24 protein-coding genes are annotated in these 24,288 nt (G+C 63.9%); 12 read left to right on the forward strand and 12 right to left on the reverse strand.

The features are described 5' to 3' along the window. Positions 1 to 344: 344 nt before the first annotated feature. From gyrB to recF, 3 genes are all read right to left on the reverse strand, one after another. Entirely contained in the window at positions 345 to 2,771 is a 2,427-nt protein-coding gene (gyrB, locus tag LJD17_RS02660; protein ID WP_227382504.1) for a DNA topoisomerase (ATP-hydrolyzing) subunit B, read from the reverse strand. Positions 2,772 to 3,015: 244 nt separating this feature from the next. After that, on the reverse strand, positions 3,016 to 3,678 hold the full coding sequence (locus LJD17_RS02665) for a LysE family translocator (protein ID WP_319799665.1): 663 nt from the start codon (positions 3,676 to 3,678) through the stop codon (positions 3,016 to 3,018). 17 nt (positions 3,679 to 3,695) lie between these two features. Further along, the gene (gene recF / locus LJD17_RS02670) at positions 3,696 to 4,856 is read right to left on the reverse strand and encodes a DNA replication/repair protein RecF (protein ID WP_227382505.1); all 1,161 of its coding nucleotides are present in this window, start codon (positions 4,854 to 4,856) and stop codon (positions 3,696 to 3,698) included. Between the two features lie 151 nt (positions 4,857 to 5,007). Between recF and LJD17_RS02675 the strand changes: the two genes are divergently transcribed. Next, positions 5,008 to 5,388, forward strand: a complete 381-nt coding sequence (locus LJD17_RS02675) for an antibiotic biosynthesis monooxygenase family protein (RefSeq protein WP_227382507.1) — start codon at positions 5,008 to 5,010, stop codon at positions 5,386 to 5,388. Here the strand turns inward: LJD17_RS02675 and dnaN are convergent. From dnaN to mutM, 6 genes are all read right to left on the reverse strand, one after another. Further along, a complete protein-coding gene (gene dnaN / locus LJD17_RS02680; protein ID WP_227382509.1) occupies positions 5,385 to 6,503 on the reverse strand; it encodes a DNA polymerase III subunit beta in 1,119 nt (372 codons plus the stop codon). The genes LJD17_RS02675 and dnaN overlap by 4 nt on opposite strands. A 164-nt stretch (positions 6,504 to 6,667) precedes the next feature. Then, on the reverse strand, positions 6,668 to 8,179 hold the full coding sequence (gene dnaA, locus LJD17_RS02685) for a chromosomal replication initiator protein DnaA (RefSeq protein ID WP_227382511.1): 1,512 nt from the start codon (positions 8,177 to 8,179) through the stop codon (positions 6,668 to 6,670). Between the two features lie 780 nt (positions 8,180 to 8,959). Further along, positions 8,960 to 9,226 (reverse strand): 30S ribosomal protein S20, encoded by a 267-nt coding sequence (gene rpsT / locus LJD17_RS02690; RefSeq protein WP_227382513.1) that lies wholly within the window; start codon positions 9,224 to 9,226, stop codon positions 8,960 to 8,962. A 169-nt stretch (positions 9,227 to 9,395) separates the two neighbouring features. Further along, positions 9,396 to 10,187, reverse strand: a complete 792-nt coding sequence (locus LJD17_RS02695) for a TSUP family transporter (protein WP_406600749.1) — start codon at positions 10,185 to 10,187, stop codon at positions 9,396 to 9,398. Between the two features lie 3 nt (positions 10,188 to 10,190). Next, positions 10,191 to 10,964, reverse strand: a complete 774-nt coding sequence (locus tag LJD17_RS02700; protein ID WP_227382515.1) for an enoyl-CoA hydratase — start codon at positions 10,962 to 10,964, stop codon at positions 10,191 to 10,193. Positions 10,965 to 11,103: 139 nt separating this feature from the next. Further along, a complete protein-coding gene (gene mutM / locus LJD17_RS02705) occupies positions 11,104 to 11,988 on the reverse strand; it encodes a bifunctional DNA-formamidopyrimidine glycosylase/DNA-(apurinic or apyrimidinic site) lyase (protein WP_227382517.1) in 885 nt (294 codons plus the stop codon). 93 nt (positions 11,989 to 12,081) lie between these two features. Here mutM and ubiE point away from each other — a divergent pair, with 93 nt between their 5' ends. From ubiE to LJD17_RS02755, 10 genes are all read left to right on the forward strand, one after another. Next, positions 12,082 to 12,831, forward strand: a complete 750-nt coding sequence (gene ubiE, locus LJD17_RS02710) for a bifunctional demethylmenaquinone methyltransferase/2-methoxy-6-polyprenyl-1,4-benzoquinol methylase UbiE (protein ID WP_227382519.1) — start codon at positions 12,082 to 12,084, stop codon at positions 12,829 to 12,831. Between the two features lies 1 nt (position 12,832). Further along, a complete protein-coding gene (gene ubiB / locus LJD17_RS02715; RefSeq protein WP_227382520.1) occupies positions 12,833 to 14,404 on the forward strand; it encodes a 2-polyprenylphenol 6-hydroxylase in 1,572 nt (523 codons plus the stop codon). Between the two features lie 4 nt (positions 14,405 to 14,408). Then, positions 14,409 to 15,620, forward strand: a complete 1,212-nt coding sequence (gene coaBC, locus LJD17_RS02720; RefSeq protein ID WP_227382521.1) for a bifunctional phosphopantothenoylcysteine decarboxylase/phosphopantothenate--cysteine ligase CoaBC — start codon at positions 14,409 to 14,411, stop codon at positions 15,618 to 15,620. After that, the gene (dut, locus tag LJD17_RS02725; RefSeq protein WP_227382522.1) at positions 15,617 to 16,084 is read left to right on the forward strand and encodes a dUTP diphosphatase; all 468 of its coding nucleotides are present in this window, start codon (positions 15,617 to 15,619) and stop codon (positions 16,082 to 16,084) included. Before coaBC ends, dut begins: the two co-directional genes overlap by 4 nt. Next, positions 16,081 to 16,530, forward strand: coding sequence for an RrF2 family transcriptional regulator (locus LJD17_RS02730; protein ID WP_227382523.1), 450 nt, complete (start codon positions 16,081 to 16,083; stop codon positions 16,528 to 16,530). Before dut ends, LJD17_RS02730 begins: the two co-directional genes overlap by 4 nt. Before the next feature lie 73 nt (positions 16,531 to 16,603). After that, positions 16,604 to 17,566: a cysteine synthase A gene (cysK, locus tag LJD17_RS02735; RefSeq protein WP_227382524.1), complete on the forward strand. Its 963-nt coding sequence runs from the start codon at positions 16,604 to 16,606 to the stop codon at positions 17,564 to 17,566. A 127-nt stretch (positions 17,567 to 17,693) separates the two neighbouring features. Continuing rightward, entirely contained in the window at positions 17,694 to 18,089 is a 396-nt protein-coding gene (locus LJD17_RS02740) for a hypothetical protein (RefSeq protein ID WP_227382525.1), read from the forward strand. Positions 18,090 to 18,107: 18 nt separating this feature from the next. Further along, the gene (locus LJD17_RS02745; RefSeq protein ID WP_227382526.1) at positions 18,108 to 18,347 is read left to right on the forward strand and encodes a hypothetical protein; all 240 of its coding nucleotides are present in this window, start codon (positions 18,108 to 18,110) and stop codon (positions 18,345 to 18,347) included. Positions 18,348 to 18,383: 36 nt separating this feature from the next. Then, positions 18,384 to 18,545 carry a hypothetical protein gene (locus tag LJD17_RS02750; protein ID WP_227382527.1) on the forward strand — a complete coding sequence of 54 codons (162 nt, stop codon included), beginning with the start codon at positions 18,384 to 18,386 and terminating at the stop codon, positions 18,543 to 18,545. Between the two features lie 100 nt (positions 18,546 to 18,645). Next, on the forward strand, positions 18,646 to 19,878 hold the full coding sequence (locus tag LJD17_RS02755) for an MFS transporter (protein ID WP_227382529.1): 1,233 nt from the start codon (positions 18,646 to 18,648) through the stop codon (positions 19,876 to 19,878). Here LJD17_RS02755 and LJD17_RS02760 read toward each other — a convergent pair whose 3' ends face one another. The 3 genes from LJD17_RS02760 to arr all read right to left on the reverse strand — a co-directional run bounded on the left by LJD17_RS02760 (position 19,879) and on the right by arr (position 23,456). Further along, positions 19,879 to 20,502: a glutathione S-transferase family protein gene (locus LJD17_RS02760; protein WP_227382531.1), complete on the reverse strand. Its 624-nt coding sequence runs from the start codon at positions 20,500 to 20,502 to the stop codon at positions 19,879 to 19,881. It lies immediately after the preceding gene. A gap of 94 nt (positions 20,503 to 20,596) precedes the next feature. Continuing rightward, complete coding sequence (gene typA / locus LJD17_RS02765; RefSeq protein ID WP_227382533.1) at positions 20,597 to 22,423, reverse strand: translational GTPase TypA; 1,827 nt, start codon at positions 22,421 to 22,423, stop codon at positions 20,597 to 20,599. A 619-nt stretch (positions 22,424 to 23,042) separates the two neighbouring features. Beyond that, positions 23,043 to 23,456, reverse strand: a complete 414-nt coding sequence (arr, locus tag LJD17_RS02770; RefSeq protein WP_227382535.1) for an NAD(+)--rifampin ADP-ribosyltransferase — start codon at positions 23,454 to 23,456, stop codon at positions 23,043 to 23,045. 486 nt (positions 23,457 to 23,942) lie between these two features. Between arr and LJD17_RS02775 the strand changes: the two genes are divergently transcribed. Then, positions 23,943 to 24,284 carry a hypothetical protein gene (locus LJD17_RS02775; RefSeq protein ID WP_227382537.1) on the forward strand — a complete coding sequence of 114 codons (342 nt, stop codon included), beginning with the start codon at positions 23,943 to 23,945 and terminating at the stop codon, positions 24,282 to 24,284. The last annotated feature ends 4 nt before the right edge of the window (positions 24,285 to 24,288 follow it).

Consider the following 24,288-nt stretch of genomic DNA (forward strand, 5'->3'; position numbering starts at 1 on the left):
CACTTTCCAGAATAGTCGGACTGTGCCCCGGCGCGGACTTGCGACGGGTCCCTGGCAAGAGTGGAGGTGTCTCATGAACCGGACAGATCCTGCCCTAGGCAGAACGATCCCAGCCATCTTGTGTGGTAGGGGCCACCGCCGCGGCGGTGGCCCGAGATCCTAAACTTGTTCATCACATCTGTGCAGATGGCACAAAGCTTGAAGCTATGACCCCACCCCCTGGCGCCTCAATGGGATCTGCGAGGCTGGCTTCTCTTTGATCCCGATCATCTGAAGGACAGCCAAACGGCATGAGCGAGGATCCCAGACGGGCCTCCATGTTCGACCATCTGCACATTGGCTCATCAGACGTCGAGGTTGGCGACCGAGAGTGCGTTTTCCTGGATGAATTCCCGGCGGGGCTCCACCACGTCGCCCATCAGTTTCACGAACAAATCGTCCGCGTCGGTGACATCCTTCACCTTGACCTGCAAAAGCGAGCGCACATCGCGGTCGAGGGTCGTCTCCCAAAGCTGCTGCGCCGTCATCTCGCCGAGACCTTTGTAGCGCTGCAGCTGCAGACCCTTTCGGCCGGTCGCCAGCACCGACGTAAACAGCGTCAAAGGCCCGTCGATCTGCATCGCATCGCCTTTGCGCACGAGGGTTGCCGGACGCGCGTAGACATCCTGGAGGGAGGCTGCCCGTTCATCGAGCTTCTTGGCTTCCTGTGAGGCGATCAGAGCCTGGTCAAGAACGGCGACTTGCGTCACACCGCGCAAAGTCCGGGAGAACACATAGCCGCCTTCGCGGACTTCGCCGCTCCATCCGCGCTCGATCTCTTCCGAAATCGCGTCGAGACGTTGGGCGATATAAGTGGCCGCAGCCGGACCACGTTCCGGATCCTCGACAACGTCGGGGCGCAAAGCTCCTGCGATCGCGGCTTGCTCGACGACCTTGCGGTCGTAGCGGGAATGCAGGTTCGAGAGAACCTGACGCACCAAGCGTGCCTCGTCGATCAACCCTTTGAGCTGGTCGCTCTGAAACTCCAGGCCCGATTCGAGGCGCAATATCGCGCCTTCCGTGCCGGCGTCGATCAGGAAGTCTTCAAGCGCACGCTCATCCTTCAGATAGATCGCCTGCTTGCCGCGGCTCGCCTTATAGAGAGGGGGCTGCGCAATATAGAGATGCCCGCGTTCGATCAGCTCCGGCATCTGACGGAAGAAGAATGTCAGCAGCAGCGTCCGAATATGCGAACCGTCCACGTCCGCGTCGGTCATGATGATGATGCGGTGATAGCGCAGCTTGTCCGGATTGAACTCCTCACGACCGATGCCAGTACCCAGCGCCGTGATCAGCGTCCCGATCTCCTGGCTGGAGAGCATCTTGTCGAACCGTGCGCGTTCCACGTTCAGGATCTTGCCGCGCAGGGGCAGAACCGCCTGGAAGGCACGATCCCGCCCTTGCTTGGCGGAGCCGCCGGCCGAGTCGCCCTCGACGAGCAGCAATTCGCATTTGGACGGATCGCGCTCCTGGCAATCAGCAAGCTTGCCCGGGAGCGAGGCGATGTCGAGAGCGCCTTTCCGGCGGGTGAGTTCGCGAGCCTTACGGGCCGCTTCGCGGGCGGCGGCGGCTTCCACCACTTTTCCGACCAGCGTCTTGGCTTCGGCCGGGTGTTCTTCGAGCCAGTTGTTGAGGGCCTCGTTGAGCACGTTCTCGACCGCAGGACGCACTTCCGACGAAACGAGCTTGTCCTTGGTCTGAGACGAGAACTTCGGATCGGGGACTTTGACGGAAACGATCGCCGTCAAGCCTTCGCGACAATCGTCGCCGGTCAGCGAGACCTTTTCCTTCTTCGTCAGACCGGAGGATTCCGCATAGCCGTTGATCTGCCGCGTCAGCGCGGCACGGAAGCCGGCCAAGTGCGTACCTCCATCCCGTTGCGGAATGTTATTGGTGAAGCAAAGCACGCTCTCATGGTAGGAGTCGTTCCACCAGAGAGCGACCTCGACCCCAATTCCATCCTTTTCCGAGCGGATCACGATCGGCTGCTGGATGAGAGGGGTTTTGGCCCGGTCGAGATAGCGCACGAAGGCTTCGACGCCGCCCTCATACATGAGCTCTTCGCGCTTGCGCTCGGCATGACGGTTATCCGTGAGGATGATGCGCACGCCGGAATTGAGGAAGGCGAGCTCGCGGAGGCGATGCTCCAGGGTGGAATAGTCGAATTCCACCATGGTGAAGGTCTCGGTACTCGGCAGGAAGGTCACTTCGGTGCCGCGTTTGCCTTCCGCATCGCCGACGACGGCCAAAGGAGCCACCGCGTCACCGTTGCGGAACTCCATGGCGTGTTCCTTGCCGTTGCGATAGATGCGCAGGCGCAGCCACGTCGACAGGGCGTTCACCACGGAGACGCCGACGCCGTGCAAGCCGCCCGAGACCTTATAGGAATTCTGGTCGAACTTACCGCCAGCATGGAGCTGGGTCATGATGACTTCGGCAGCCGAAACGCCCTCGCCCTGGTGAATGTCGGTCGGAATGCCGCGGCCGTTATCCGTCACCGTGACGGAGCCATCCGCGTTGAGCGTGACCGTGACTTCGGTGGCATGGCCTGCCAGGGCTTCGTCGATAGCGTTATCCACGACCTCGTAGACCATGTGGTGGAGGCCCGAGCCATCGTCGGTATCGCCGATATACATGCCGGGGCGTTTGCGGACGGCGTCAAGGCCCTTGAGCACCTTGATCGATTCCGCGCCATAGGCATCGGCATTTACGTTGATTGCGGGTTCGGCCATCGAGGATCCTTCAGTGCGCGGTGAAAGGGGAGACGCGCACGCTGTTTGATTCGTCAGATCAGATATTTAGTGACGATTGGTTGAAATTTCACCCCCGCGCGCATATGCGCGCGCGGAAAAGGTGGCTGAGATCCACGAAAAAGTGCCGATTCGAGGGATTGGAGGAGGGGGCTCTGCTTCGAGAGGCGGCCAGAGGCCTCTATCGAAGGTCAGGCCGGATCCGGCGACGTCTCGGATCGGCCCCTTACCGCGCCGCCACGGCAGCGGCTGCGCCGGCCATCACCGCTCCCGTGAAGCGATTGAGGATCCGGACCGCTCCGGGAGTGGTGAAGAGCCGCCGGGCTCGGGCGGCGAGCACGATATAGCCTCCGAACACCACCGCCAGGACGGTCAAGGTCGCGAGAGCCAGCTCCGCATAGCCCAAAACCGTGATTTTGGTGAGGTCGAGGAAGGTGGGCAGCAGCGCCAAGTAGAACACGATTGTCTTGGGATTGCCGAGGGTCAGCATCAGCCCTCCCAGGAGGAGCTTCGCCGGATGCTCGGCCTTCCGATCAGCGGTGACCTCCCGCGCCGTTGCGGGGGCCGTCCACAGCTTGTAGGCGAGATAGAGCAGATAGGCCGCGCCTGCGTATTTCACTACCAGAAAGACCTCATGGAAGGTCTGCGCCAGAGCCGCCAGGCCCAGCACGGCGAACGTGAGCCAGACCACATCGCCCAAAGCGATGCCGATGCTGAATGGAATGGCGCCTTTCGGCCCCCGCCCCAGCACCCGCGCCACGATCGCGGCGATCCCTGGCCCAGGAGAGGCCGCGGCGATGAAAAGGGCGGATGAGAACAGGATGAGACCTGCAGGTTCCATGGCGATCACCGGCCAGAGGATTTCTGTTGCAAGCTCTTCATAGGCCATTCCGGCCTCCCGCACCATCAAGGAGTTTTGATGGGTTCGATCACGCCCGGCTGGACCTGCAGCACATCCGCCCGGCCTTCGAGCTCGGCGAAAAGGGTCGGGTCGGCGCCGGTCATCCAGACCTGCCCACCCAGGGATTCCAAAACCGCGAAAAGGCCGGCGCGCCGGCGCGGATCGAGATGGGCGGCTACCTCGTCGAGGAGGATGAAAGGCGCGATCCCGCTCATGCTGCCCACAAGCCGGGCATGGGCCAGCACCAGGCCGATCAGGAGCGCCTTCTGCTCCCCGGTGGAGGCCATGGCGGCCGGAATGTCCTTCGGGCCGTGACGGACCAGGAGATCCGTGGCTTGCGGCCCGACCAAGGTGCGTCCGGCCGCCCGGTCCCGGGGGCGTCCCTCGCGCAGCATCGCACGATAGCGATCTTCCGCATCGACGGCCGGCAGGGTCGCGACAAGCGCGTCGATTTCCCCCTCGAGGGTCAGGGTCGCGAAGGGAAAAGGAGATGTGTCGTCCCGTGTTGCAAGGATGAGGGCCGCGAGCCGTTCCGCCGTCTCGCGGCGGGCGGCCGCCACGGCGATGGCGAGTTCCGCGACCTCCCGTTCCAGCGCATCGAGCCACAGGCGGTCGTCCGGGGCTTCCTCGAGGACCCGGTTGCGGGAGCGGAGGGCGCGTTCCAGCGCATTGACACGGGCCCCGTGCTCCGCGTCGACGGCAAGCACCAAGCGGTCGAGGAAGCGGCGCCGATCACCGGCCGGACCGCGGAACAGAGCGTCTAGATCCGGGGTCAGCCAGACGATCCGCAGATGTTCGGCGAAGGCGGCTGGCGATGACGCGGGCAGAGCATCGATGCGGCAGATCCGGGACGGACGTCCTTCCTCGGTAGCCCGCTCCAGGCCGGTCCCGAGCCGGTGCTCGCCATAGGGCGTTTCCAGCGCGACCGAAATCGCGAAAGATCCGGGACCATTCTGCCGGGCCATCTCGGTGAGTTCCGCCCGTCTCAGGCCCCGCCCCGGCATGAAGAGCGAAATCGCCTCAAGAATGTTGGTCTTGCCGGCGCCGTTCTCGCCCACGAGCGCCACCAGAGGGCGTGACACCGCAAGATCCAGGCTCGCATAAGTGCGAAAATCCTGAAGCATGAGATGACGGATCAGAGAGACGGCGGAGGGCGTTGAGGACATGGTCGAACCGGGATCCTTTTCAGGGAGTCTCCCCGAAAGATCAAGCGTTCCCGGAGAACAGCGACATTTCGGCGTGGGCCGAACGGTTTTGGCGCGACAGCGCGGCAGCGTCGTGAAAGGTTCAGAAAAACAACCTTTTCGGAACTGGACGATGATTGCTGTAATCTTTGAGGTCGAACCGCGCGAAGGGCGCCGGGACGAGTATCTGTCGATCGCGGCTTCGCTGCGCTCTCTTCTCGAGGACATCGACGGCTTCATCTCGATCGAGAGGTTCGCCAGTCTGACCCAGCCGGGAAAAATTCTCTCGCTGTCGTTTTGGCGAGACGAGGCGGCCGTGCGTGCGTGGCGGACGCAGGCGGAGCACCGCCTGGCGCAGGCGCGCGGGCGCGGAGAAGTCTTCGAACACTATCGCCTGCGCGTCGCCGAGGTTTTGCGCGACTACGGCATGAGCGACCGGGCGCAGGTCCCGTCCGATTTTCGGGAGCCGCTCAGCCGCGGCTCCGCCGACGAGGTTCAGGGGCGGACGGCCTAGACGCGCATCGGCATCAGAACGTAGAGGGCCGAGGCTCCCTCACGGTCCTGTACCACGGTCGGCGATCCCGGGTCCGCGAGCTTGAACAGGGCCGTGTCCCCATCGAGCTGGGCTGTGATGTCCAGGAGATAGCGGGCGTTGAAGCCGATATCGATCGGAGCGGAATCGTAATCCACTTCGATTTCTTCCGTCGCGCTGCCCGAGTCCGGATTGTTGACCGACAGCGTCAGACGGCCATCATTCAGAGCGAGCTTCACGGCCCGGCCGCGTTCCGACGAAATGGTCGAGACCCGGTCGACGGCTTTGGCGAAGTCCGCCCGCTCCACAGTGAGGAGCTTGTCATTGCCGGCCGGGATGACCCGCTGATAATCCGGAAAGGTGCCGTCGATCAGTTTGGACGTGAGCACCACACCGTCAAAGGTGAGGCGAACCTTGGCCGAGGAGAGTTCGACGGTGACCGACTCGCTGCCGTCTTCCACCAGCTTGACGATTTCCGCGACGGCCTTTCGGGGCACGATCACGCCGGGCATCCCTTCCGACCCTTGCGGGGCCGGCAGCTCGACCCGGGCGAGGCGATGGCCGTCGGTGGCGACGGCGCGCAGCATCGGCGTGCCTGCCACATCGATGGTGTGAAGGAAGATGCCGTTGAGATAGTAGCGTGTTTCTTCCGTGGAGATGGCGAACTGGGTTTTCTCGATCAGGCGCTTGAGATCGGTGGCCGCAAGGGCAAAGCGATGCGGCAGATCACCGGCGGCGAGGTCGGGAAAGTCGCTTTCCGGAAGGGCCTGCAGCATGAAACGGGAACGGCCGGAACGGATCTGCATCTGCCCCGTGTCGCCGGGGGTTTCCAGAGAGACCTGGGCACCGTCCGGGAGTTTCCGGACGATGTCGTAGATCATGTAGGCGGGGACCGTCGTCGAACCTGCATCCGTGATGTCGGCCGGAATGGTCTCGGTGACCTCAATATCAAGATCCGTCGCCTTGAGGCGCAGGGTACCTTCCTCTCCGCGCAGAAGAACATTGGAGAGGATCGGGATGGTGTTGCGGCGCTCGACAACCCGGTGAACATGCCCGAGCGCCTTCAGAAGAGCGGCTCGCTCAACAGTAACTCTCATAGTCCAACACCCATTCTCGTTGGCATTATTGGCCGGTGATCCGGCAGGTGGACGGATCCCAAGGGCCGGCAAGATTGGCGAAGGTCGAAGCCAAAAGCAAGCACCGGCCCAGCTTTCCCCAGCAGCCGGCCGGCTGCTGGGCTGCAGGTGGCTGACGCCGGGCCTTATTCCTGAAGCATGCGCTTGAGGAGTTCGACCTCGTCGGAGAGGGCATTATCCTCGCCGAGCGCCTTCTCGATCTTGCGCACCGCATGGAGGACGGTGGTGTGATCGCGCCCGCCGAAGCGGCGTCCGATCTCCGGCAGGGATCGCAGGGTCAGGACCTTGGACAGGTACATGGCGATCTGGCGGGGACGAACCACCGCCGCGGTACGGCGCTCCGACAGGATGTCGGACCGGGAAACGTTGTAGCGGGAGGCCACCAGCTTCTGGATGTCCTCGATCTTGACCCGCTTGGGTTCACGGTTGCGCACAAGGTCCCGGATGGCGGCTTCCGCGGTCTCGAGCGTGATGGCGGAGCCGGTCAGGGTCGCATGAGCCAGGAGACGGTTCACGGCTCCTTCAAGATCGCGCCCGTTGGCCGTGATCGCCCGGGCCACGTAGGAGATGACGTTCGGGCTCACCTCGAAGGTCGGATGAATGGCTTTCACGGCTTCGATCCGGGTGGTGAGAATCGAAGCGCGCAAAGCCTCGTCCAGGGCGCCGACCTCGACGACGAGGCCCCCGGCAAGGCGCGAGCGCACGCGCTCGTCCAAGCTTTCAAGGTCCGCCGGAGGACGGTCCGAGGCAACGACGATCTGTCGGCCCGCATCGATCAGCGCGTTCAGCGTGTGGCCGAACTCCTGCTGGATCTGCTTGCCCTGGATGAACTGCACATCGTCCAGGATCAGCAGGTCGATGCCCCTCAGGCGCTCCTTGAAAGCCAGGGAGGTCTGCGCCTTCAAGGAGGCCACGAACCCGTACATGAAGCGGTCGGCCGTGAGATAGATGACCCGACGTCCCTGAGCGCGCACCTCGTGGCCAATGGCGTGGAGGAGGTGCGTTTTGCCGAGGCCGACGCCGGCGTGAAGATAAAGCGGATTATAGATGGCCTGGCCGTTCTGGGCATGAGCCACCCGATCGGCCGCCGCATGGGCAAGGGCGTTGGAACGCCCGACGATGAAGCTCTCGAACGTCAGGCGCGGATCAAGGGGAGCGCCGCCGAGATCTCCCTCGGTCCGCTCTTCCGAATGAGAAGGAGCGGCGGACTTGATCTCCATCACCGCAGGAACGCTCGCCGGAGCCATGGCAACCGTGGAACTCGAATGGTTCGCCCGTGCGGCTTCGGCGAGACGCCTTTGCGCCATTCCGTCCCGGCTCGTGGTGCTGCGCACGCCGATGACGACACGTTCCACCTCGTTGGCCTCGGTCCGGTAAAGGGTCAGCACCCGGTCCGTATAATGCGACTCGATCCAGCTTTTCAGAAAACGGGTGGGAACCGTCAGATAAGCACAACCGTCAACGACCGCATCAAGTTCGAGACGCCCGAACCAGCTGGCGAAGATATCCTCGCCAAGCTCCGCCCGGAGCCGACGCTTGACCCTGGTCCAGGTATCTGCCGCGCTTTGTTCGCCCGATGCCTCAAAACCGCTCTCGCTCGGAGCAGCAAATGTGCGAAGATCCTCGCTGCGATACATCAATATCCCTCCAAGAGACTCCTGCCGTCAAAGGCCAGGAGCCCCTACGCCACCGTCCATCCCCCAACTCCAGGGACAGACTTACGCCAGGTTCTTCTGAAACCCGGCGCCCCCAATACTACTGATGATTATTTTGTTACGCTTAAGTAAAGATGACCAACAACAGTCATCTGCATGCCATCCTCTCAAGTTCTTCCAAGTGAAGTCCCGAAAAGGAGATGAGCTTTCTCTTGCTTCTTAATTGTTGAAACAATGCCCTATCCCCATCGTTGAGCGCTATACCTTGTGACTTGAGTGAACGACTTCGCGGCGAGCCGTCGAAGTAGAATTGACCTTACACAGGGGGTAGGGGTGGGGCAATACGGCCGAGTCGCCTCGAGGGGCTGTCCGGCCCTCCCCAGCCGCCCCCAGCCTCGTCCACAGCTTTTCCGCTGGTACGATAAAGTCCTGACTCTCCAACTGATTCACAGTTCCACTCACGCTTGGGGACGGGCGCGAAAAAGACTTTTCGCGCAACCTTGAATCAGAGGCGATTCGCGGTGTGAGGCGGCGTGATTCTGATGCTTTGCGAAGCTTTGCCTGCTAACCTATTGAATCTGATAATAGTTTCCTGCGCGGTTTAAAGTCGCGCTTGGCGCGATTTCACCCTTGGAAGAACCAGAAGAGTCAAGGGGCAATGTGGATAAAATGCCTCTCCGAAGGTTGCATGCGGGCATGAAAAAACCCGGCACTCGGGCCGGGTTCTAAAACTTCGGAAATAACAGCCGGGAAGGCTGAATTTCAGGCGCTCAGAGACCTGATGCGCGACACCAGACGGGACACCTTCCGGGATGCCGTGTTCTTATGCACGATCCCCTTCTGGGCAGCGCGCATGAGTTCAGGTTCAGCAACCCGGAGCGCGGCAACGGCCTCGGTCTGGTTGCCGGAGGCGATCGCCTCCTCGACCTTACGGATGAAGGTCCGCATACGGCTGCGGCGCGAGCGGTTGACCGCGGTGCGCTTCGCGATCTTGCGGGTCATCTTCTTGGCCGACACGGTGTTGGCCATGGCCAGTCCTCGTTCTCTAAAAATCCGACGCAGCGAGCCGGACTATCCGGCGGGAGACGCGATCGGGTGATTGCATGGAAACCGAAGAGCCCGCGGATCGCGCGGGCTCGTATGAGGCGACTTATAGCGACGGGCGCGGCGAACGTCAACGCTTGTAGCCGTTTACGCGTCAAAAAAGCGCTTCCAGGCCCTGCCGCCACGGATTGCTCGGGTCGAGAAGAAGCTTGAGAGCCATGAGGCTCGAAACCACCACGAGGAGCGGGCGGATGACCTTCGCACCATGCTGCATGGCGAGGCGGGATCCGATTTGAGCGCCGAGAAACGAGGCCAGGGCCATCACGAGGCCCACTGGCCAGACCACGCTGCCCGTTGCCGCATAAAGAAATAGACTGCCGAGATTGCTGCAGAGGTTGAGCAGTTTCGTGTGTGCCGTGGCGCGTATGACCCCGTACCCCAAGAGAGTCACGAAGGCGAGCATGTAGAAGGACCCGGCCCCGGGGCCGAAGATTCCATCGTAGAAGCCGACCGCCACAGGCGCCGTCAGGCCGAAGGTGAACGCCGTCATCCGCGCATGGGCGTCCTCGTTCCGCACCTTGGGCGACAAGGCGAAGAAAAGCGCGATCGCGATCAGGAGCACAGGGATCAGGCCGTCGAGGATCGGCTTGGGGAGGAACCGGACGCAAAGGGCACCCGCGACGCCGCTGAAAAAGGCGACCAGCGCGAAACGCCAGGCCGACGACCAGGCGATGAGACCCTTGCGGCCAAACGTATAGGTCGCCGAAGCCGCCGCAAAGGAGCCCTGCACCTTGTTGGTGGCGATCGCCTGCGCCGGATCGAGCCCGGCGATCAACAGGGCCGGCACCGTGATGAGGCCGCCGCCTCCCGCGATGGAGTCGACGAAACCCGCCAACAGCGAAATGGCGGCAAGAGCCGCCATTCCATCAAGTCCGATCGACGCCACCGATCAGCGATCCGTGAACTGGGGAGGGCGCTTTTCCACGAAAGCGGCCATGCCCTCCTTCTGATCGGCGGTCGCGAACATGGCGTGAAAGACCCGCCGCTCGAAACGAATGCCCTCGGAGAGCGAAATCTCGTCGGCGCGATTGATGCTTTCCTTGGTCATCATGACGATGGGCTGGGACATGGACGCGATGGTCTCGGCGGTCTTGATCGCCTCGCTCAGGAGGTCGGCGGCGGGCACGATGCGCGCCACCAGGCCCGAGCGTTCCGCCTCTTCGGCCCCTATCATGCGGCCGGTGAGGCACATTTCCATGGCCTTGGCCCGGCCGATGAGCCGGGTCAGGCGCTGGGTCCCGCCCATGCCCGGCATGACGCCGAGCTTGATTTCCGGCTGGCCGAACTTGGCATTATCCGCCGCGATGATGAAATCGCACATCATGGCGAATTCGCAGCCCCCTCCAAGGGCGAACCCGGCCACCGCCGCGATCATGGGCTTGCGCCGGTTGGCGACCCGATCCCATCCGCCGAACTGGTTGTCGGAATAGATCTGCGGATAGGACAGGCTGGCCATTTCCTTGATGTCGGCGCCGGCCGCAAAGGCCTTTTCCGACCCGGTCACGACGATGCAGCCGACTCCCGGATCAGCCTCGAAGGCGTCGAGCGCCTGGTTGACCTCGCCGAGCAGGATCGAATTGAGCGCGTTCAGCGCCTGCGGGCGGTTGAGGGTGATGAGCCCCACCTTGCCGCGGGTCTCGACGATGATCGTTTCGTAAGCCATGCCTGCGCCTCCTGGATGGAGGCTCACCGGTAGGCGAGGTGCAGGGGTCAGGCAAGAGAGATTTGGCGGCTCGGGCGACAATCGACAGAGGACTTGAGCGGATGCGGGCGGACTTGCCCGGCCGCCATCGGCTTCGTGGTCATTTCGCCTGGCAGGTGGGGCAATAGAAGGTGGAGCGCCCCCCTTGCACGAGGCGGGAGACCGTCCCTTTGCAGCCCGGCGTCACGCAAGGCTCTCCTTCACGGTCATAGACCCGGAACGCGTGCTGGAAATAGCCCAGAGACCCGTCGACCTGGGCGTGGTCGCGCAACGTGGATCCCCCGGCCTCGACGGCCTCGTTCAGGACATCGCGAATGACCTCGGCCAGCCTGTGAGCCTTCGCGGTCGGCTTTCCCTTGGAGGTCGTCAGGGAGCCTGCGGGCGCCTCGGGATGCAGCCCGGTGCGGAACAGGGCCTCGCAGACATAGATATTCCCCAGTCCGGCAATCAGGCGCTGGTCCAGCAAGGCGGCCTTGAGGGGAGTGCGCTTGCCCCCGAAGAGTTTGGCGATGGTCTCGCCGGAGAGCTCATTGCCGAGGGGCTCGATGCCCATGTCGCGGAAATGACGGCAGCTCTCGATGGTCGACCGGGGAACGAGATCCATGAAGCCGAAGCGGCGGGCGTCATTGTAGGTCACCGTCGCCCCGTTCGAGAGCGAGAATATCACATGGTCGTGGGTGCCGACGGCCCCATGTTCGTGATGGAACTCCCCCGGTCGAACGCTGCGGCCTTCCTGCGTCACGAGAAACCGCCCCGACATCCCCAGGTGCATGACCAGAACTTCGCCCGACGACAGATCGGCCAAAAGGTATTTCGCCCGGCGTCCCAGGGCGGTCACCTCCTGCCCGATGAGCCGCTCGGCGAATTGCTCGGGAAAGGGAAAGCGCAGGTCGGGACGGCGCTGGACGACCTTTGTAAACCGGGCTCCCGTCATGGCGGGCTCCAGGCCCCTGCGGACCGTTTCGACTTCGGGCAGTTCAGGCATCAACCATCTCGCGGGTTCGGACCGCTCCTTACATAGCCATCCGGGCCCGCTTCCGCTATGGATCGCCACAAAAGGCGACGAGAGGTGTGAGAGATGACCGACGACAACACCCATTTCGGGTTCCAGTCCGTGCCCCTCGATGAGAAGCAGGGCCGCGTCAACGAGGTCTTCCATTCGGTCGCGGGCCGCTATGACCTCATGAACGATCTCATGTCCGCGGGCCTCCACCGGCTTTGGAAGAACAATCTCGTGGCCATGCTCCGTCCGCCCCGGAACCGGCCTTTCCGGCACCTGGACGTAGCGGGCGGGACGGGCGATGTGGCCTTCCGCATTCTCGATGCCGGAGGCCCGCAGACCCAGGTGACCGTGCTCGACATCAACGGCGACATGCTGAGGGTCGGCCAGGAGCGGGCCGGGCACCGCTATGACGGGCGGATCGACTTCGTCGAGGCGAACGCCGAAACGCTGCCCCTGGAATCCAACACCTATGACGCCTACACCATCGCATTCGGCATCCGGAACGTGCCCCGCATCGATGCGGCGCTGCGGGAGGCGCATCGGGTGCTCAAGCCCGGCGGACGCTTCCTGTGCCTCGAATTCTCGAAGGTCGATGTGCCGGGCCTCGACCGGATCTACGACGCCTATTCGTTCAACGTGATTCCGCGTCTTGGCCAAATGGTCACCGGCGATTCCGAGTCCTATCAGTATCTCGTCGAATCGATCCGTCGGTTCCCGACCCCGGCAGCCTTCGCCCATATGATCGAGCAGGCGGGCTTCAGGCGCGTGACGCACCGGCCGTTGACGGCCGGGGTCGTGGCCATTCACTCCGGATGGAAGATCTGACGTGATCGGTAGCATCGTCCATCTGTCCCGCAATCTTCGCGCCGGCTTCATTCTGGCGAGGGAAGGGGCGCTGGCGTTGATCGACCCCAACGCTCTGCCGCCGGCGGCCCGAATCGGCTTGCGGTTTGCCCGTCTGATCGAACGGCGTCAGGCGGGGGATGGCGCCGCCCGTCTTTCGGCCGCCCTCACGCGCCTGGGCCCGTCCTATGTGAAGTTCGGCCAGTTTCTGGCGACGCGCCCGGATATCGTCGGCGCTCCGGCGGCCCGCGACCTCGAGCGGCTTCAGGACCGCATGCCGCCCTTTCCCCGCGAGGACGCGGTCCGCATGGTGGAGCTGGCCCTGGGACGTCCGCTTGGCGAATTGTTCATCGAGTTCAGCGAACCCATCGCCGCCGCCTCCATCGCGCAGGTCCATAAGGCGGCGATCAGGACACCCGAAGGGCCGCTGACGGTTGCGGTGAAAGTCGTGCGCCCGGGCGTGCGGGAGGGTTTTGCCCGTGATCTCCAGGCGATGCGCGCGGCAGCGCGGCTCTTCGAGCGCCTGGTGCCGGATGCAAAGCGCCTGAAGCCCGTGGAGGTCGTCGAGGCCCTCGCCCGCTCCGTCGCGGTCGAGATGGATCTGCGCCTTGAAGCCGCCGCCGTGTCGGAGCTCGGAGAAAACACCAAGGACGATCTCGATTTTCGCGTGCCCAAACCGGAATGGGACCTGACCGCCCGGGACGTGCTGACCATCACGTGGATCGACGGGATCCGCCTCAACGATATCGCGCGGATCGAGGCCGCAGGCTTCGACCGGGTGGCGCTGGCGCGAACGGTGATCCAGTCGTTCCTGCGCCATGCCATCCGCGATGGTTTCTTCCACGCGGACATGCATCCGGGCAACCTGTTCGTGGATCCTCAAGGTCGTCTGGTCGCCGTCGATTTCGGCATCATGGGACGCCTCGGCATGAAGGAACGGCGCTTTCTCGCCGAAATCCTCCTCGGCTTCATTCGCCGGGACTACCTGCGGGTCGCGCGGGTGCATTTCGAAGCGGGTTATGTGCCGCCGCACCATTCCGTGGAAGATTTCGCGCAGGCGATCCGGGCCATCGGAGAACCCATCCACGATCGCCGCGCCGACGAAATTTCCATGGCGAAGCTGCTGACGCTGCTCTTCGAGATCACATCCCTTTTTGACATGGCGACCCGGATCGAACTCGTCATGCTGCAAAAGACCATGGTGGTGGTCGAGGGCGTTGCCCGCAATCTCGATCCGCGCCTCGACATGTGGACCACGTCCGAGCCGGTGGTGCGGGAATGGATCGAGCGTCATCTCGGCCCCCTCGGCCGTGTCGAGGAGGCGGGCTCCGGCATTGCAACTCTCGCAGGCCTCGCCGCCGATTTGCCGAACATCGCCCTGCAGGCCAAACGGGTGTTGAATCAGTTGGATGACATGACGGCTCAGGGTGTGGCTGTTCATCATGAGAGCGTGTCGGCCATCGGCCGTGCGGAGGCACGCAGTACCCGGTGGAGCATGGCGGCGTTGTGGATCATCGCGCTGACGCTGATGATCATGCTGATAAAGGACTTCTGAGCCCATGGCACTGTCAGGTAAACGGATTCTTCTCGTCATCGGCGGCGGAATCGCGGCCTACAAATCCCTTGACCTGATCCGTCGCCTGCGCGAGCGCGGAGCGTCCGTGCGCTGCATCCTGACCGCAGGCGCGCAACACTTCATCACGCCGCTCGCCGCTTCCGCCATTTCAGGGCAGCGTACGCACACGGATCTGTTCGACCGGGAGGATGAGGCCGATATCGGCCATATCCGTCTTGCCCGCGATGCCGACCTCGTCGTGGTGGCGCCGGCCACCGCCAACCTCATGGCAAAGATGGCAGGCGGCCATGCGGACGATCTCGCATCGACCGTATTGCTTGCCACCACCCTGCCGATCCTGCTCGCTCCGGCCATGAACGTCCGCATGTGGCTGCACCCGGCGACGCAGCGCAATCTCGCGACGCTGCAGGCGGACGGCATCCGCACCGTCGGTCCCAACGAGGGCGCGATGGCGGAGGCGGAGACCGGGCCCGGCCGCATGGCGGAACCTCTGGAGATCGTCGCCGCGATCGAATCCCGCTTTGCCCCTTCGGGGCCTCTGGTCGGCAAGCACGTGGTGGTAACCTCGGGGCCGACCCATGAACCCATCGATCCGGTGCGCTATATCGCCAACCGCTCCTCCGGCAAGCAGGGTCATGCCATCGCCCGGGCCGCCGCTGCGGCGGGGGCGCGGGTCACGTTGGTGTCCGGACCGGTCGATCTTGCCGATCCTGCCGGGGTCACGACGATCCATGTGGAAAGCGCCCGCGAGATGCTCGATGCGGTCGAGACGGCCCTTCCGGCGGATATCGGTATCTTCGCGGCCGCCGTGGCGGACTGGCGGGTTGCCAATGCCGGGGAGCAGAAGATCAAGAAGAACAACGGCGCGCTGCCGAATCTTGCGCTGACGGAGAACCCGGACATTCTGGCGACGATCGCCCGGCGCAACGAGGGGCGGCCGCAGCTCATGATCGGTTTTGCGGCGGAAACGGAAAATGTCATCGAGCATGCCCGGCAGAAGCTCGCCAAGAAGGGCTGTGATCTGATCGTCGCAAACGATGTGTCCACCGGAACCGGCGTGATGGGCGGCGACAGCAACACGGTTCATCTCGTCAGTCCGGCCGGTGTCGAGACATGGCCCACCTTGTCAAAGACCGACGTCGCCCGCAAACTGATCGAGCGTCTCGGGCAGATGATGAAAGGCGCAGGACAATGACCCGCATCCTGCGCATCCAAAGGCTCGATCATGCGGCCGGTCTGCCGCTCCCGCGCTATGAAACGGAAGGGGCGGCCGGCATGGATCTCATCGCCGCCTGTCCGGACGATGAGCCGATCGTTCTGGCGCCGCTCGCCCGCGCATTGGTGCCGACGGGCCTCGTGATCGCGCTCGAGCCCGGTCACGAGGCGCAGATACGTCCGCGGTCGGGCCTTGCCTTGAAACACGGGGTGACCGTTCTCAATGCACCCGGCACGATCGACGCGGATTATCGCGGCGAGGTGCAGGTGCTTCTCGTCAATTTGGGGCAGGAGCCTTTCGCGATCCCTCGCGGGATGCGGATCGCCCAGATGATCATCGCCCCCGTGATACGGGCCGAGCCGGTTGCGGTGGAGGCGGTGGACGAGACCGCGCGCTCGGCCGGCGGGTTCGGATCGACGGGGTTACAAGGGATGGGACGATGAACTTTCTTTCACGCCGCTCGCTTCTGGCCATTGCCGCCGTGACGGATATCGCCCTCCATGCAAGGCCCCTGCCGGTTTCCGCGAAAGCTCTCGCGGCCCGTCATAATCTGCCGCCACGGCATCTGGAGCCGGTGCTTCAAGCGCTTGTCCGCAACGGAATCCTGAAAGGGGTTCGAGGCCCACGCGGCGGCTATGAGCTTGCCCGGGAACGGCGGCGGATTTCCGCAGGCGATATCGTCCGCATCGCCATGACGGCTCAGGAAGATGAAGGTGCGACGGCCATTCCCGAATCGCGGCTTGCGGAGCTCGTGGTGACGCCCGTGGTGAAGCAGGGCATTCAGGCGTTTCTGTCCGAGCTGGATAAGGTCACCGTCGATGATCTGTGCAAGCAGGCCCAGGCCCAGGAAGCCGTCGAGCAGATACCGGCCGTTGATTTCACGATTTAGTATGTGAATTTAGGAATTTATCGACACACGCCGTCAAAAAAGCTAGACATTCTTCGAAATCAAGGAGAGTTCCATGGCTGACAACGTTCAGAAGCCTGGCCGAGGCCGCATTTACGGCTCCATCACGGAAACGATCGGCAATACCCCTCTCGTGCGCCTGAACCGCCTGCCGAAAGAGCGGGGGATCGATGCGGAGATTCTGGTCAAACTGGAATTCTTCAACCCCATCTCCAGCGTGAAGGACCGTATCGGCGTCAGCATGATCGACGCGATGGAAGCCGCCGGGGCCATCAAGCCCGGTGCAACGCTGGTTGAGCCGACCTCCGGCAACACCGGCATCGCGCTGGCCTTCGTGGCCGCCGCGCGGGGCTACCGGCTGATCCTGGTCATGCCTGAAACCATGTCGATCGAGCGCCGCAAGATGCTGGCCTATCTCGGAGCGGAACTCGCCCTGACGCCCGGCCCACAGGGCATGAAAGGGGCCATCGCCAAGGCGGAGGAACTCCTGCGGGAGATTCCCAACTCGGTCATGCCGCAGCAGTTCAAGAACCCGGCCAATCCCGAGATCCACCGCCGCACTACGGCCGAAGAGATCTGGAACGACACCAACGGCCAGCTCGACGCCTTCGTGGCGGGTGTGGGCACCGGCGGCACCATCACGGGCGTCGGCCAGATCCTGAAGCCCCGCTTGCCCGGCATGAAGGTCATCGCCGTGGAGCCCGAGGATTCCCCGGTTCTGTCCGGCGGCCAGCCCGGTCCCCACAAGATCCAGGGCATCGGCGCGGGTTTTGTCCCGGATGTTCTTGACCGTTCGGTGATCGACGATGTGGTGACGGTCGGCAATCAGACCGCCTTCGACACCGCGCGCCAGCTCTCCAAGCTCGAGGGCATTCCCGGGGGCATCTCCACGGGAGCCAATGTGGCGGCCGCTCTGGAAGTTGCGGCCCGGCCGGAATTCAAAGGCAAACGCATCGTCACGGTCGCGCCTTCCTTCGCCGAACGCTATATTTCGAGTCCGCTGTTCGAAGGACTCTGAGTCAACGCATCGGATCGTCAGTAGGGCGGCTTCGGCCGCCCTTTTCTTTTCAAAAAGCCGCGAAGCGTAGCCAGAACCTAACCTCATCCGCCGGGTTGCCCTTGAAACACGGTTCAAGGAGTTTGCAATGGCGGACAGACATGCACCCCATTCCCTGAAAGATCAGTCGGCGGATCAGATCCGCAACGAGCAACGCGGCGGCACCAACAGCCCCGTCGATCCCAACCGAGACGGCGGCCCGGAAGCCAACGCGACCATGCGGCGTGTCTGGGACGATCCCGGCGGCGAGGCGAACAGCTATCGCAACGCCATGGTGGGCGCGGGCGGCAAGTCGGACGACCACAGCGATCTGACGGCCGCGGAAACGCCGGAGACCACCAAGCATCTGAGCGACGCCACCCTTTCGCCGACCGACAAGGACGCCACCGCCGAAGCGATCGAGCGTGCCACCACCGTGAACGGCGCCGACGAACAGGACGCCGGCAGCGCACCGAGCGGCTCCGTCAAGCGCAGCGGTTCCTGACCGTCGAGGAGAAAACCCATGGGCAACGCAGGTTATGGCAATCATACGCCGGACCCGACGAATCCTGAACGTCCCGATCCGGAGGCCGGACAGCGAACCGCATCGGGCAAGAACCCGCCCGGGAACCCGAGCAAGGCGCAGACCCCGCCTGCTGGGCCTCATGCCGATCCATCCCTGACGAATGAAGACGCAACCCCCGGTGCCGGTACCCTGACCCCGTCCGGCGACCATGACGACACGGATTCCACAAGCTCATGAGGCGATCCGTCGGGATTGCGCCACGAGGAGACGACGATGGACAAGGATCGCAAGAACAACCAGGCCACCGAGGCCGATATCAGCGCTCCCCGGCTGACGCCCCAGGGTCGGGCGGAGCCGGAAGGCAAGGGCGAGGATTCCACCAATCCGATGGGTGAGGGCGCCAAGAAAGGTCAGGGCGACAAGGCGGAAGGCTAGCACGGGCCCGACATCTCCTGCACGGCAGGATTCGGGTGGGCGAGACCGTATGGCGGCGCTAGGCACAGATGGACCTCTGTACCAGCCTTAAGGTTTCCTGATGCCGTCCGCTCTACCCCGTTCCTTTTATGCCCTCGCCTGGTCGAATGTGGCGGCGCAATCCGCCGAGCAGATCGCTCTTGCGGCCGCGCCCCTGATCGCCGTCCTGGCTCTCGGCGCCGGGCCCGGCGAAACAGGGCTTCTGGCGGCCGTGCAGACATTGCCGTTCCTGCTCCTGTCCTTTCCGGCCGGAATCATGGCCGACCGAATGCCGCGGCGGGTCTTGATGATCGCCGCCGAGGCGTTTCGGGCGCTCGCGCTCCTGGCTCTTCCGGTTCTGGCAATGGCGGGACTTTTGACCGTTCCGCTTCTGGCCGCGCTCGGCTTCGCGGCTGCGACCGGAACGGTAGTGTTCAGCGTCGCAGCACCCGCCCTCGTTCCCTCTTTGGTGGGCCGCGACCGGCTCGCGCAGGCCAACGGTCGGCTGGAACTCGCCCGGAGTGTCGCTTATGCGGCCGGACCGGCCCTTGCGGGGAGCCTCGTGGGCTGGTTCGGGGCCTCCCAGACCTTCGGCCTTGCGGCGGCGCTGTCCGTACTGGCGGTTTTGTGCCTTGCCCGGGTTCCCGAGCCGCCCTTGAACCGCCCGACGCAGCCTCACATCTGGCGCGACCTGAAGGAGGGCGCGGCCTTCGCCTGGATGCATCCGCATCTGCGGCCGATCCTGCTCACGGCGGTGGCGTGGAATCTGGCGTGGTTCGTCCTCCAGGCGGCTTATGTGCCTTACGCGGTCCACGTGCTCGGCCTGACGGCCTCCGGCATCGGCACGTCCATGGCGACCTACGGCGCCGGCATGATCGTCGGGGCCGTGCTGGCCCCCCGGTTCGTGAGACGTCTTACCTTCGGGGCCGCCATCGTGGTCGGTCCCGTGGTGTCGGTGGCGGCTGCCTTCACCATGGCGGCGACCTTGTGGGTTCCGTCGGGAATGCTGGCGGCTCTGTCATTCTTTCTGTTCGGGGCAGGGCCAATTCTCTGGACGATCAGCCAGACCACCCTGCGCCAGACGGTGACGCCGGTCGCCATGCTGGGCCGCGTTTCGGCTCTCGTGATAACCGCGACGGCTGGCGCCCGGCCAGTGGGCGCGGCCTTCGGGGCGATGATCGGGGCGGCCTACGGGCCTCGCACCTGCGTCGCGGTGGCAGCGATCGGCTTCGTGGTCCAGCTCCTGGTCATCCTGTCCTCGCCCGTGTCCCGGCTGGCGAGCCTGCCGGAAGCGGTCGCGGAACCGGCGGCCTGATCAGGGACCGCCGTCGCGCCCAAAAAGACGAAAGCCTTCCCGCTCGCACAGAAGGTCGTAATAGCGCTCGACGGACGGAAGGGAGGGGCGGTCCAGCGGAATGCTCTTCCAGCGATGGGCCGACAGGCCGATCACGATGTCGGCACAGGTGAAGTGCGGCCCGGCGATGTACGCTTTCGTTCGGGCGAGTTCCCGGTCGAGAACCTCGACCATGCCGCAGAACTGCTTCCACGACGCGGCGATCTGCGCCTCGTCCTGGAACTGAGGATTCTTGCGAATGGTCGCCTGGAAGACGGTGCGCCAGGAATTGTTGAAGTCCGAGACCTGCCAGTCCATCCATTTCTCGATCTGCGCCCGTTCCGCCGGCCCGGTGGGAAGCAGATCGTCACGGCCCTCGCGGGCCGCCAGATAGCGAACGATGCTGTTCGATTCCCAGAAGGTCTGCCCTCCATCCTCCAGCACCGGGATCATGCCGACGGGGTTGAGCGTCCGGAATTCCGGATCGGTCACGGGGCGCGTGCCGCCGCCCCAATCGATCCGCTCGAACGGGAGACCGAGCTCCGCGCAGGTCCAGAGCACCTTCCGGACATTGATCGAACCCTTGTAGCCATGAATCGTCAGCATCGCGCCCCCGCTTTCCGTTTGGCCTTGTGAGGATGGCCTGTCATGAAAAAGGCCGCTGCGGAGAGCGGCCTTTTTCGTTTCATGCGACTGTCGCTCAGGCGCTCAGCGCTTCCTTCGAGCGCTCGGCCCGCTTGCGGTCGTTCGGATCGAGGATCGCCTTGCGGATGCGAATCGACTTCGGCGTCACTTCCACGAGCTCGTCGTCCTGGATCCAGGCCAGGGACTTTTCGAGGGTCATGCGGATCGGCGGCGTCAGGCGCACCGCCTCGTCCTTGGAGGTGGTGCGGATGTTGGTGAGCTTCTTGCCCTTCAGCACGTTGACCTCGAGGTCGTTCTCGCGGTTGTGCTCGCCCACGATCATGCCCTGATACACCTTCCAACCGGGCTCGATCATCATCGGGCCGCGATCTTCCAGGTTCCACAGGGCGTAGGCCACGGCCTCGCCGGAATCGTTGGAGATCAGCACGCCGTTGCGGCGGCCTGCGATCTCGCCGCGATACGGCTCATAGGCGTGGAACAGGCGGTTCATGATCGCGGTGCCGCGGGTGTCGGTCATCAGCTCGCCCTGGTAGCCGATCAGGCCACGGGTGGGAGCGTAGAACACCAGGCGCTGGCGGTTGCCGCCGGAGGGACGCATCTCGACCATTTCGGCCTTGCGCTCCGACATCTTCTGCACGACGACGCCGGAATGCTCCTCGTCCACGTCGATGACCACTTCCTCGATAGGCTCGAGGAGGTTGCCGGCCTCGTCCTTCTCGAACACCACGCGGGGGCGCGACACGGCGATCTCGAAGCCTTCGCGGCGCATGGTCTCGATCAGGATGGCGAGCTGCAATTCGCCGCGGCCCGACACGTAGAAGGAATCCTTGTCGGCGGCTTCCTCGATCTTCAGCGTCACGTTGCCTTCCGCTTCCTTGAACAGGCGGTCGCGGATCATGCGGCTCGTGACCTTGTCGCCTTCGGTGCCCGCGAGGGGCGAATCGTTGACGATGAACGACATGGTGACGGTCGGCGGATCGATGGGCTGGGCCTGGATCGGAATGTCGTTCTCGGGCGCGCAGAAGGTGTCGGCCACCGAGCCCTTCACGAGACCCGCGATGGACACGATGTCGCCGGCCTCGCCCATCTCGATGGGCTGGCGCTCCAGGCCGCGGAAGGCCAGGATCTTGGAGACGCGTCCGGTCTCGACCACCTTACCTTCGCGGTCCAGCACCTTGATCGACTGGTTCGGCTTCACGGTGCCGGAGCTGATGCGGCCCGTGACGATGCGGCCCAGGAAGGGGTTGGCCTCGAGCAGGGTTCCGAGCATGCGGAACGGACCTTCCTCGGTCTTGGCCGGGGGCACGTGCTCGAGCACGAGGTCGAACAGGGGCGCAAGGCCCTGGTCGCTCGGGCCGTCCGGGGCATTCGCCATCCAGCCGTTGCGGCCCGACCCGTAGAGGATCGGGAAGTCGAGCTGCTCGTCGGTGGCGTCGAGCGCCGCGAAAAGGTCGAACACCTCGTTGACCACTTCGACGTGGCGGGCGTCGGGACGGTCGATCTTGTTGATCGCCACGATGGGCTTGAGGCCGATCTTGAGCGCCTTGGACACCACGAACTTGGTCTGCGGCATCGGGCCTTCGGCTGCGTCGACCAGCACGATCGCGCCATCCACCATGCTCAGGATGCGCTCCACCTCGCCGCCGAAATCGGCGTGGCCAGGGGTGTCGACGATGTTGATCCGGGTATCCTTCCAGACCACCGAGGTAGCCTTGGCCAGAATGGTGATGCCGCGCTCCTTCTCGAGATCGTTCGAATCCATCGCGCGTTCTTCCACACGCTGGTTCTCACGGAAGCTACCCGACTGCTGGAGAAGCTTGTCGACGAGAGTGGTTTTGCCATGGTCGACGTGGGCGATAATGGCGATGTTGCGCAGTTTCATAAGGGTAGTCTTTCAAAGCAAAGCAGCCCGGCTCGCGGCAAACTTGGCCGCGCCCCTGGCTCGAACCGGGCGAAAAGTGATGAGGATGCAATATAGTGATGAGAGAGCGGCCGCAATAGGGCAGACCGGAATATTGGTGGCGTGGCTATGGTTTGCGGGCCGCTCAGGCGTCATTCCGGGGCGCTGGAGGCGAGCCCGGAACCCATAAACGCTGACGTTGGAAGTAAGTACGCGGCTGCCGGTGCGCCTTATCCTGAACGGTCGTGGTTATGGGTTCCGGGCTCCGCTTCGCGGCCCCGGAATGACAAAGCGCCACCCGTCATTCCGGGACGGCCCAGAGGGCCGGGCCCGGAACCCATAACCGCTGAGGTTGACGAAGGGGTGTGCGGCGGCCGTTGTGTCTTTTCCTAAGCGGTTAGCGTGTATGGGTTCCGGGCTCTCGCGATGCTCGCCCCGGAATGACGGAGCGTTACCGTCATTCCGGATTGCCGCCAGGCAGGTCCGGAACCCATAACCGCTGACAATGGCGGACGAACCGCAACGGCCACGATTGCTCGTCCCGAATGGTTGCGGCTATGGGTCCCGGGTCCAAGCTTGGCGGCTCCGTTCCTCACGGCGATCAGTCGATGGCCTCGATGCCTTGTTCCTTCAGGCGTTCGAGATTGTCCTTCATCTGCTTCAGCCGCTCGGGCGAATGGCCTTCCCAGTCCGTGACCTCGCCGATGATCCGGAGCGGCTCGCGGGAGCGGTAGGATTGTGTCGGATTGCCCGGGAATTTCTGGTCGGTCAGATTGGGGTCGTCGACGATCGGCCCGGTCGGCTCGACGATGTAGATCCTCTCCGGCTCGTCCCCGGCCGCCAGTTCGGCGCCCCAGATCGCTGCGTCCAGCGTGCCGGTGAGATAAACCCAGGACGCCTTTTTCCGTGCCCCGTAATTGGACCTGTAGCCTGCCGCGATCAGGTCTCCCGGCTTCAGGTCGGCCCGCGTGCCATGGTAAAACCGCCGCGGGATCGTTCTCTCGTTGGATGGCATGAGTTTGCTGCTCCCTCTCGTGCTGCGAATCGAGGGCAGCGTTCATAGGACAGGACCCCGGGCTTGCCGCAATCCCCGGGATCCGGTAGACAATCATGGTGGCCGACGCTGATGCCCTTCGCGCAACTCTCGAAGCGGACGGAACGGAACACCGGCCTCAGCGACGCATCCAACTCCTGACATATCATTCCTGCGGGCAGGAATCCGCGAAAGTCAGCGGCTGAAAGCCACTGCCCTCTTCCCGAACATCGTTGTGGTGATGGGTCCCGCCTGGGCAGATGACGGTGGGGAGCGGGCGCTCGACCCATTGACCCCAGGCTAGCTTTGCGTGTTACCTCGTCACCGAATCCGGGCGCACCCGGTTTCGGGGTGTGAGAACCTCACCAAGGCGGTCGGCATCGACCGCAACGATGCCTCCCTTGCCTTATGGCCGGGAGGTGTTGGCGCATGTCCAAGGCGCAAGCCTAAAGGCCAGCGCAGCCGTCCTTGGCGGTTTCTCAACTCCCGGCCACCAGCGGCGCTGGTGGTCGCTTCACCTTGGGGGAGTTGCCGATGGAGCCGCCGTACAGCGTCTGGGCCGATCTCTTGAACAAGTTTCACACCGCTCCGACGGCGATCCAGGCGCTCTGGCTTGTGGTCGGGTGGCTCACGGTGCGGCATGTGGCGTCCGTGATCGGCCATGTGCTTCTGGAGGTCGTGCGGGTGATCGATCGGCGCGGCGAACGGCGTCGGGCGATATCGGCGCCCTCAGGACCGGAACAGGCGCTTATAAAGCGCGGCGACGTCCGCGCCCTGGCTCAGGCGGATCCGGCCCGCCTGCCGCCTTGATCGG

The sequence above is a fragment of the Microvirga rosea genome, from assembly GCF_020595095.1.
Taxonomy (GTDB): domain Bacteria; phylum Pseudomonadota; class Alphaproteobacteria; order Rhizobiales; family Beijerinckiaceae; genus Microvirga; species Microvirga rosea.